This is a genomic window from Azospirillum sp. B506, from assembly GCF_000333595.1.
Taxonomy (GTDB): Bacteria; Pseudomonadota; Alphaproteobacteria; order Azospirillales; family Azospirillaceae; genus Azospirillum.
Genome location: NZ_BADK01000335.1, coordinates 1 through 9,631, shown reverse-complemented (window position 1 = coordinate 9,631; position 9,631 = coordinate 1). Strand labels below are relative to the sequence as shown.

General features: G+C 66.4%; 8 protein-coding genes. 3 read left to right on the top strand and 5 right to left on the bottom strand.

The features are described from left to right. Nucleotides 1-4: 4 nt before the first annotated feature. Nucleotides 5-508, bottom strand: coding sequence for a YchJ family protein (locus tag I71_RS10305; protein ID WP_042694579.1), 504 nt, complete (start codon nucleotides 506-508; stop codon nucleotides 5-7). Nucleotides 509-766: 258 nt separating this feature from the next. Here I71_RS10305 and I71_RS10300 point away from each other — a divergent pair, with 258 nt between their 5' ends. Next, entirely contained in the window at nucleotides 767-2,209 is a 1,443-nt protein-coding gene (locus tag I71_RS10300; protein WP_244433744.1) for an HD-GYP domain-containing protein, read from the top strand. Here I71_RS10300 and I71_RS10295 read toward each other — a convergent pair. Next, nucleotides 2,145-2,795 carry a TetR/AcrR family transcriptional regulator gene (locus tag I71_RS10295; protein WP_042694577.1) on the bottom strand — a complete coding sequence of 217 codons (651 nt, stop codon included), beginning with the start codon at nucleotides 2,793-2,795 and terminating at the stop codon, nucleotides 2,145-2,147. The genes I71_RS10300 and I71_RS10295 overlap by 65 nt on opposite strands. Nucleotides 2,796-2,885: 90 nt before the next feature. On the opposite strand from I71_RS10295, the gene I71_RS10290 reads away from it, so the two are divergent. Then, complete coding sequence (locus I71_RS10290; RefSeq protein ID WP_049976028.1) at nucleotides 2,886-4,016, top strand: efflux RND transporter periplasmic adaptor subunit; 1,131 nt, start codon at nucleotides 2,886-2,888, stop codon at nucleotides 4,014-4,016. Continuing rightward, complete coding sequence (locus I71_RS10285; protein ID WP_042694575.1) at nucleotides 4,013-7,135, top strand: efflux RND transporter permease subunit; 3,123 nt, start codon at nucleotides 4,013-4,015, stop codon at nucleotides 7,133-7,135. The genes I71_RS10290 and I71_RS10285 overlap by 4 nt, the downstream gene beginning before the upstream one ends. A 171-nt stretch (nucleotides 7,136-7,306) precedes the next feature. On the opposite strand, the gene I71_RS10280 is transcribed toward I71_RS10285, so the two are convergent. From I71_RS10280 to I71_RS10270, 3 genes are all read right to left on the bottom strand, one after another. After that, a complete protein-coding gene (locus I71_RS10280) occupies nucleotides 7,307-8,182 on the bottom strand; it encodes an acyltransferase (protein ID WP_083897082.1) in 876 nt (291 codons plus the stop codon). Beyond that, nucleotides 8,086-8,457 (bottom strand): acyltransferase, encoded by a 372-nt coding sequence (locus tag I71_RS40565; protein ID WP_042694571.1) that lies wholly within the window; start codon nucleotides 8,455-8,457, stop codon nucleotides 8,086-8,088. The genes I71_RS10280 and I71_RS40565 overlap by 97 nt, the downstream gene beginning before the upstream one ends. Before the next feature lie 250 nt (nucleotides 8,458-8,707). Beyond that, the coding region (locus I71_RS10270) for a sodium:proton antiporter (protein ID WP_042694569.1) at nucleotides 8,708-9,631 on the bottom strand (924 nt) is incomplete at its 5' end.

The following is a 9,631-nucleotide window of genomic DNA, read 5'->3' as shown; positions in this document are numbered from 1 at the left end:
GCCATCAGCTGAAGGGTGACCGCTGCGGGCGCCGGTCAGCGCCCGCAGCAGGCCTTGTGCTTTTCCCCGAGCCGCAGGGGCACGGATCGTTGCGGCCGACCTTCACCACGCGGCGCGGCGGGTCCTTCGGGTTCAGGACGCTGTCGACGTAAAGCCAGCGCCCATCGACGCGGCGGAACCGCGACCGCTCATGCAGCGGCCAGTCCTCGCCATCGCGCTGGAAGGTGAGGAAGAACTCGACCATCCCCTCGTCGCCATGTTCCTCCGCTTTCATCACGGTCAGCGGACCCCAGTCACATTCATCAGCCACCCGCTCCACATCGGCACGGCTGAAGGTGGCGCGGGTCTCCGGCACACAGCTCCGTTCGATATGATCGATGTCGTGGCGGACGAAGGCGGTGTAGCGCGACCGCATCAACGCTTCGGCGGTCGGAGCGGCCTCCCCCGCCAGGATCGGGCCGCAACACCGGTCGAAATCGCGGCCGGAACCGCAGGGGCAGGCGGACATTACGAAACACTTCCTTCCTTGGCATCCAGGCTTGAACACCGGTCGCGTCCAGCGGCAAAGTGCCCAGCCGAAACTTAACGCTGTCTCAAGTTTTCCGCAGGATCCTGCTGCGGCAGCCCGCCACGGCGCAGGCCGCAGGTCCCGGCATGGAACCACCATCGACGCTTGGCATGGGCATCCTCCAGATCGGCCGGCCTTGCAAGAAAAAATCGGCGCAAGCAAAAGCCCGCGCAAGAAAAATGGACAAGAGGACCGGTGATGAGCGGACAGGTCGGCAAGACGACGGTGGCAATGGGCGAGCGGCGGCGCCTCAGCCTGCTCTTCAGGACCTCGTCCGACCGCCATTCCGATGTGTCGGCGATGCGGCTGCCCACCGCGGGCGCGGTTCTCCGGCGTCTGGTTGGCGCTGCCCTGTTCCTCGCGCTGACTGTCGGCAGCGTCGCCTTCCTGGTCGAGGTCGAGATCGCCGATGGCCGGGTGATGGCACTGGCACGGCAGGAATCGGCTGCCTTTCTGGCGGAAGCACGCTCTTCGCTCTCGGCCGGAGTCGCCGATGCCGATCTGGAGGCATCGCTCCGGGCCTTCATGTCCAGCCGGAGCCAAGTGCGCAATAACCATGGCGACGGTCTGTTCATCGTCGCCGAGCTCTATGCGCCGGATCAACGGAAAACCGCCGAGTATATCGCACCGGGCGCGGAATGGGCGGAGAAGCGGCTGTCCGCCAGCAGGCATGGGTTTCCCGACGGCAACGACGCCATCTACGACCGCTTCACGCTGGACGGGCGCATCTTCATCCAGACGATGGAGCCGCTGCTCGATCCCGATGGGCGGTTGCTCGGCTATTTTGAGAGCGTCTTCCAGCTCTCGTCACGCCGGTCCCGCGAAATCCTGTGGGACACGGCCACCGTCGTCGGCGTCTCCTCCCTGTCGGTTCTGGGAACGGCGCTCGTCCTGCTGCCGATCTTCGGGGCCTACAACCGGGGAATCCTGCGCCTGTCGCGCGGCCTGCTCGACGCCAATATCGGCATGCTGGCGGCCCTGGGCAGCGCCATCGCCAAGCGCGACAGCGACACCAACGCCCACAATTACCGGGTGACGGTTCTGGCCGTCCGTCTGGCCGAGGCGCTGGGGCTGGACGATGCCGCGATCCGGCAACTGATGAAAGGGGCGTTCCTGCATGACGTCGGGAAGATCGCCATTCCCGACAGCATCCTGCTGAAGCCCGGCAAGCTCGACGCCGAGGAATTCGCGGTGATGAAGACCCACGTCGTCCATGGGCTGGACATTGTCGGATCGTCGGACTGGCTGGCCGATGCCACCGACGTCGTCGGCGGCCATCACGAGAAGTTTGACGGGTCCGGCTATCCGCGCGGTCTGACGGGCGACGCGATCCCGATGGCCGCCCGCATTTTCGCCGTCGCCGACGTTTTCGACGCGCTCACCTCCCGCCGCCCCTACAAGGAGCCGATGTCCTTCGCCGCCACCATGGACATCCTGGCCGATGGCGCCGGCAGACACTTCGACCCCGTGGTGCTGGAGCGCTTCACCGGCATTGCCGCAGGTCTGCATGACCGGCTGACCAAGCTTGGTGACGACGGCGTACGGGAGGAGCTTCGTGGATTGGTGATGCGCTATTTCAGCTGGCATGACCGATGTCACGGCGTGAGACCGCGTAAAACAAATCCACCGCCTTGTCGATGAAGGCGTGGCGGTCCTCTTCGGTCGGCGGGGGACAAAGACCGAGCACCAGCTGGCAATAGGCACCACCCTGCATGGCGGACAGGAACTGGCGGGCCACGAAGGCCGGATCGTCGGTGGCGATCAGCCCGCGCTCGTTCAGCCGGGTGAACAGGGTGGCGAAGTTGGCGACCGCCTGCTCCGGCCCCGCCTGGAAATAAAGCCGGGTGGCGACCGGCATGCGCGTCGCCTCCCCCACCACCGACTGATGGACGCGGATCGCCGCATCCGACCACAGCAGGTCGGTGAAACGGCGGCCGACCTGCACCAGGACATCGCGCAACGGCATCCCGTCGAACATCTCCGGTGCGAAGTACAGGCCGCGCCGTTCGCACTCGGCGGAGATCACCGCGGTGTAAAGCTCTTCCTTCGACGGGAAGCGGGTGTAGAGCGTCGTCTTTGACACTCTCGCCTGCTGGGCCACCTGATCCATCGATGTGGCGGCATACCCAAGCTCCAGGAACACGTCCCGTGCGGCGGCGACGATCTGTTCCGCCTTCGCATCGTGTGGAACGGACGGCTCCAGCGTTTTTTGCTCCGATGACTGCACTGAACTGTACCGTTCACTCTTGACGTTGGCCGGGTGCGGGAGTAGGACGGTAACAATACGATACAGTCCAGTCCAGTGGGGAGACGTGGTATGACCCAGCTCCGCGAAAGACGGTTCGCGTCCTCCGCAATGGCGTCGACGATGATGACGGCCACCGTTCTGCTGACGGCCACCGTCCTGCTTGCCGGCTGCAACGAAACCCACTCGGCCGCCACCCCGGAGGCGGAGGTGCGGCCGGTCCGCGTCGCCACGGTCACGTTGCAGCCGCTGGTCGACAATGTGCGGTACCCGGCGGTGATCCGCCCGCGGGTCGAGGCCGATGTCGGTTTCCGCGTCGGCGGCAAGGTGACCGCCCGGCTGGTGGAGGTCGGCAGCCGCGTCGAACCCGGCATGCCGCTGGCCCGCCTCGACCCCACCGATCTTCAGCTGCAGATCCGGGCCTCGCAGGCCCAGCTCGCCTCCGCCCAGGCCGATGCCGCCAACGCCCGCAGCGATTTCCAGCGCTACGCGACTCTGCGTCAGGGCGAATGGACCACCCGCCAGGAATATGACCGCCGCAAGACGACGCTGGACAAGGCCGACTCCAAGGTGCGCGAGGTCGAGGCGCAACTGCGCGTGCTCAACAACTCCGCCCAATATGCCACGCTGGTGGCGGACGAGGCCGGGATCGTCACCGCCACGCTGATCGAGCCGGGACAGGTGGTGGCATCCGGCCAGACCGCCCTGCGCGTCGCCCGGCTGGGAAGCCTGGAGGCGGTGGCGAACATTCCCGAACAAAGCGTCGCTGCCCTGCCCCGCCAGACGCTCTCGGTAGAGCTGTGGTCCCATCCCGGCCGCAGCATCGCCGGCACCCTGCGCGAGGTGTCGCCCAGTGCCGACGCCAACACCCGCACCTTTCAGGCGAAGATCACGCTGACCGATCCGCCGCCCACGGTCCAGCTCGGCATGACCGCGACCGTGGTCGCCGCCGCCGACCATGGCGCCCCGGTCGCCCGCCTGCCCCTCAGCGCGCTGGCGCAACGGGAGCAGAAGCCGGCGGTGTGGGTGCTGTCCGCGCCGGACGACCGGTTGGAGCTGCGGCCCGTCTCCGTCGCCGCCTATGCCGGTGACCTCGCACTGATCGCGGGCGGGTTGAAGGACGGCGAGCGGGTCGTCACCGCCGGCGTGCACAAGCTCGACGCCGGCCAGAAGGTCCGCGTCTGGACGGAGCCGGCGCGATGACCCACTCCCGCATGAACCTGTCCGCCTGGGCGCTGGCCCACCGGACGCTCGTGCTGTTCATGATGCTCGCCAGCGTCCTGGCCGGCGCGCTCGCCTACAAGACCCTGGGCCGGGCGGAGGATCCGTCCTTCACCTTCAAGGTGATGGTGGTGCGCACCGAATGGCCGGGCGCCACCGCGCGCGAGGTCGAACAGTTCGTCACCGACCGGATCGAGAAGAAGCTGGAGGAGGTTCCCTATTACGACGTCGCCCGCAGCTATTCCAAGCCTGGCGAGTCGGTGGTCTTCGTCCAACTGAAGGACTACACCCCGCCGAAGATGGTGCCGGACCTGTGGTATCAGGTGCGCAAGAAGATCGGCGACATCCGCTACACCCTGCCGGACGGCGTGGTCGGCCCCTTCTTCAATGACGAGTTCGGTGACGTCTATTCCGGCATCTACGCCTTCATCGGCGAGGATTTCACCCCGGCCCAGCTGAAGAAGGTGGCCGAACAGGCGCGCGCGCGCCTGCTGAAACTGCCGGGCGTCGAGAAGATCGACCTGATCGCCCCGCAGGAGGAGCGCGTCTATGTCGAGATCTCCAGCCAGCGGCTCGCCAGCTTCGGCCTGCCGGTGGACTCGGTGATCCAAGCACTCCAGCGCGAGAACGCCATAGCCGCGTCGGGCGACGTCGATACCGGTTCGCAGCGGGTCTATGTCCGCCTCGACCTTGGTCTCGACACCGCCGCTGCGGTGCGTGCCATTCCGGTGGAGAGCGGCGGCCGGCTGCTCACCATCGGCGACGTGGCGGAGGTCAGGCGCGGCTATGTCGAACCGCGCCGCTTTACCCTACGCTACAAGGGCCGCGATGCGATCGGCGTCGGCATCGTGATGGCGAAGGGCGGCAATGTCCTGGAGCTGGGTGAGCAGATGGACGCCGCGATGACGAAGATCCGTGCCGGGCTGCCGGCCGGGCTGGAGGTGGCGCAGGTCGCCGACCAGCCGAAGGTGGTCGAGCATTCGGTCGGCGAGTTCATGGAATCGCTGGCGGAGGCGCTGGGCATCGTCATTCTGGTCAGCCTCGTCAGCCTGGGCTGGCGCACCGGCATCGTCGTGGCGCTGGCGGTGCCGCTGGTGCTGGCGATGACGCTGGTGGCAATGCAGATCCTGCACATCGACTTGCAGCGAATCTCGCTGGGCGCCCTCATCATCGCGCTCGGCCTGCTGGTGGACGACGCCATCATCGCGGTGGAGATGATGGTGGTGAAGATGGAACAGGGATGGGACCGGCTGAGGGCCGGCGCCTTCGCCTACACCTCAACCGCCTTCCCGATGCTGAGCGGCACCATCGTCACCGCCGCCGGCTTCGTGCCGGTGGGCTTCGCGGCTTCGGCGGCCGGCGAATACACCAATTCGATCTTCTGGGTGGTGGCCCTGTCGCTGCTGCTGTCCTGGGTGGTGGCGGTGATCTTCACCCCCTATCTCGGCTGGCTGCTGCTGCCCAAGCCCAAGCATGTGGTGCCGGACGGGCACGAGCTGGACATCTACGACACCCGTGCCTATCGCGTCCTGCGCGGTATGATCGAAGCCTGCGTGCGGGCACGCTGGGTCACCATCGGCGTGACGGTAGCCGCCTTCGCCGCCGCCCTGGTCGGCTTCGGCCATGTCCAGCAGCAGTTCTTCCCGTCCGCCAGCCGTCCGGAGCTGCTGATCGACATCCGGCTTGCCGAAGGTTCCTCCTTCGAGGCGACCGCCGCCGAGGTGAAGCGGATGGAGGCGGTGCTGGCCAAGGACCCGGATGTCGATTACTGGGTTGCCTATACCGGCGGTGGATCGCCGCGCTTCTACCTGCCGTTGGACCAGCAGCTGGAGTCCGCCAACTTCGCGCAGTTCATGGTGATGACCAAGGGACTGGAAGAACGCGAACATTTCATGCAGCGTCTGGAGCCGACGCTGGAATCCGACTTTCCGGCCGCCCGCGTCCGCATCAGCCGGCTGGAGAACGGTCCGCCGGTCGGCTATCCGGTGCAGTTCCGCATCACCGGCGAGGATCCGGCGACCATCCGCAAGGTCGCCTATCAGGTGCGCGACACCATGCGCGCCCACCCCAACACCGCCAACGTCCATCTCGATTGGGACGAGCTGTCCAAGCGCGTCCGGCTGGAGGTGGACACCGCGAAGTCCCGCGCGCTCGGCGTCTCGAAGCAGGATCTGTCCAACGCCCTGCAACTGCTGCTGAACGGCATGTCCGTCACCCAGTACCGCGAGGGCACCGAACTGATCGGCGTTCTGCTGCGCACCACGCCGGAGGAGCGGATGGACCTGTCGCGCCTGGGCGAGCTGAACATCCGCACCAGCCGCGGCACCACCGTCCCGCTCAGCCAGGTCGCCAGCATCCGGTACGAGCTGGAGGAGCCGGTCCTGTGGCGCCGGGCGCGCGAAACGACGATGACCGTCAAGGGGGACGTCACCGGCGGCATGCAGGCTCCCGTGGTCAGCACCCAGCTGAATGGGCAGTTCGACGCCTTGCGGGCCACCCTGCCCGACGGTTACGCCATCACCATGGGCGGCGCCATCGAGGAGAGCGCCAAGGGCCAGGACTCGATCAACGCCATGATGCCGCTGATGCTGCTGATCATGGTCACCACGCTGATGCTGCAATTGCAGAGCTTCTCGCGCGTGCTCATGGTCCTGCTGACCGCTCCGCTGGGGCTGATCGGCGTCACCGCCTCTCTTCTGTTGTTCAACCTGCCCTTCGGCTTCGTCGCCATGCTGGGCGTCATTGCGCTGGCCGGCATCATCATGCGCAACTCGGTCATCCTGGTCGATCAGATCGAACAGGACATCCGCAGCGGCCGGTCGCGTTGGGAGAGCATCGTCGAGGCGACGGTCCGCCGCGCCCGCCCAATCGCGCTGACCGCAGCGGCCGCGATCCTCGCCATGATCCCGCTGACGCAGAGCGTGTTCTGGGGACCGATGGCGGTCGCCATCATGGGCGGTCTGGCCGGAGCGACCGTGCTGACGATCTTCTTCCTGCCGGCGCTCTATGCCGCATGGTTCCGCGTGGCCAGGCCCGAACCGGAGACGGTTGAAGGCGGCGGCATGGACGGTGCGCTGCCGAAGCCGGCGATGGGGGATTGATGACCTGCTCTTCCGCTCAAGCTTGACCGTGGTCAAGGAGCGCAGGCACGACCCATGACAGGGTGGCGCCACAATCGATCTCCCGATTGCACCATCATCGCTGATGAACCTCTTTCGTACTGTGCCTTCGCGCCCGGTGGCTTCAGCCCCCCGGGCGCTTTTTTTGCCGCTTCAGTCGCCCTGTCGTCCCGCCGTCGCCAACGTCGGGCGGCCGAAACCGGAGCCTTCGCGCAGAAGGCGCCGTCCGCCCACCTCGATCCGGCGATAGGCCGGGCCGGCCATCAGCAGGCAGGCCGTCACCATCGCCACCAGCAACGCCATCGACCAGCCGCCGGGCAATGCCTTGCGGTCATGGATGCCGAGCACCAGGCCGAGCAGCCGCGTGGTGGCATATTCGACGAAGCCATGGATCAGGTAGAGCGAATAGGACACGTCGCCCAGCCACACCAGCGGCCGGACATTCAAGGCACCCGCCGCCCGTCCGCGGTTGGCGACCGCGGCCAGGACCAGCAGCGCAAACAGCGGCACCGCCAGCAGGTCCGGCCCGCCGGTGTGCAGAAGAAGCAGGATCGCCAGCACGACCGCGACCATCGACAGGTCGCTGGACAGCACCGACACGGCAAGCCCGCTGCGATAGGCGCTGTAGAGCAGCGTGCCCAGCAGGAATTCAGGAAGGCAGCGCAGCAAGGTCTGCGGCCCGTCCCACTGGTTCAGATTGTCCTGCGTTGCCCAAGCCAGCGCGCAGAGGGTCGCCAGCGCACCGACCGCCAGAAGGGCCTGCATCCGCCCGCTCGACCGCCAGACCCAGGGAAGTGCGAAGGGGAAGACCAGATAGGCCATGAACTCCAGGCTGATCGACCAGGCCGGATAGTTCCAGCTCAGCATGCTGGCATAGAGACCCTGGAGCATGAACAGGTTGGCGACCAAAGCCCACACTGACTCGGCGCCCTTCAGCGGGATCGCCGGGAAGCTGCCGGTGGCGGCATATTCCACCGCGCGAACCGCCAGCGCCGTGGCCACGAACAGCAGCAGGACCGCCAGATGCAACGGATAGAGCCGGGCGATGCGTGCCCGCAGGAAGGCCCATTGTCGCCGACCGAGTCCGTGAAGATGCCATGATAGACATGCGTCAGCACGAAGCCGCTGAGCATGAAGAACAGGTCGACGGCCAGATAGCCCTTCTGCACCAGATGCGTGTAGCTGTCGGGATGCAGGTTCGGAAAGTACTGGAAGCTGTAATGGTACAGCACCACCCACAAAGCCGCGATGCCGCGCAGCGGGGTCAGGGAATGGAGGTGCCGGGGGTTGGTCTGCGTGCTCATGGCGCAGGCTCCGACCGCTCAGACCGCTGGCACCAGCCTTGGCGATGGCAGCCGGCCACGCGCGGCCATCGGCCGCCCCGCCTTGAAGCCCGCACCCGTGTTCCAGCCGAGACCCATCGAAACCACGTCACCCTCCAGCCGTTGCGCCGCGCGACAGCCACCCGATTCGGATGGCAAGGCGGCTCCATCGCGGGTTAACGGCGGCGGTGACGATTGGTTTCGTGAGAGGGCTGTTACAGAATGAGGACCGTTACAGGAAGAAAACCAGCGTGGTCAGCCCCAGCAGCGGCACGAGGATGCCGAAGGACCAGGCCATATAGCCGAAGAAGCTGGGCATGGCGACGCCACGTTCCTCCGCGATAGCCTTGACCATGAAATTGGGGGCATTGCCGATATAGCTGTTGGCGCCCATGAACACCGCGCCGGCGGAGATGGCGGTCAGAGTCAGCGACAGATCGGTCATCAGCACCTTTGCATCGCCGCCGGCGGTGTTGAAGAAGATCAGGTAGGTCGGCGCATTGTCGAGGAAGCTGGATAGGATGCCGGCTGCCCAGAAATAGGCGGCGGGGTTCGGCTTTCCGCCCTCGTTCACCGCCGAGATGATGGCGCCCAGCGCACCGTCGGTGCCGGCCCGCAGGATGGCGATGGCCGGGATGATGGTCAGGAAGATGGCGGCGAACAGCTTCGCCACCTCCAGGATCGGCCCCCAGCTGAAGCCGTTCAGGCGGCGGCTCTGCTTGCTGGTCAGCGCCAGCGACAGGCCGGTGATGCCCAGCAGCAGCAGGTTCGACACGATGGCCTCCAGCGGCACCGTCACATGGTACAGCGTGATGCCGGTGCTGGGATGCCAGACGCCGCTGAGCAGCACCGCCCCGACGATGGCGACCAGCAGCAGCAGGTTGACGCTGCCCTCGATGCGGATCGGCTCGCGTTCATGGACACCCTCGATCAGCGGGTGCTTGCCGGGATCGCGGGTGTGCAGGACGAGGTCCAGGACAAAGTAGATGACCAGCAGCAGGGCGGACAGGAAGGCCATCGGCGCAAACAGGTGAACGGTCGGCCAGAAGAAATCGACGCCCTTCAGGAAGCCCAGGAACAGCGGCGGGTCGCCCAGCGGCGTCAGCGACCCGCCGACATTCGACACCAGGAAGATGAAGAAGACACGGTATGGACC

Bases quoted from the DNA above. Each gene is read 5' to 3' on its own strand.
- I71_RS10305 (WP_042694579.1), bottom strand. From the start codon at position 508: ATGTCCGCCTGCCCCTGCGGTTCCGGCCGCGATTTCGACCGGTGTTGC.
- I71_RS40565 (WP_042694571.1), bottom strand. From the start codon at position 8,457: ATGAGCACGCAGACCAACCCCCGGCACCTCCATTCCCTGACCCCGCTG.
- I71_RS10290 (WP_049976028.1), top strand. From the start codon at position 2,886: ATGACCCAGCTCCGCGAAAGACGGTTCGCGTCCTCCGCAATGGCGTCG.
- I71_RS10300 (WP_244433744.1), top strand. From the start codon at position 767: ATGAGCGGACAGGTCGGCAAGACGACGGTGGCAATGGGCGAGCGGCGG.
- I71_RS10285 (WP_042694575.1), top strand. From the start codon at position 4,013: ATGACCCACTCCCGCATGAACCTGTCCGCCTGGGCGCTGGCCCACCGG.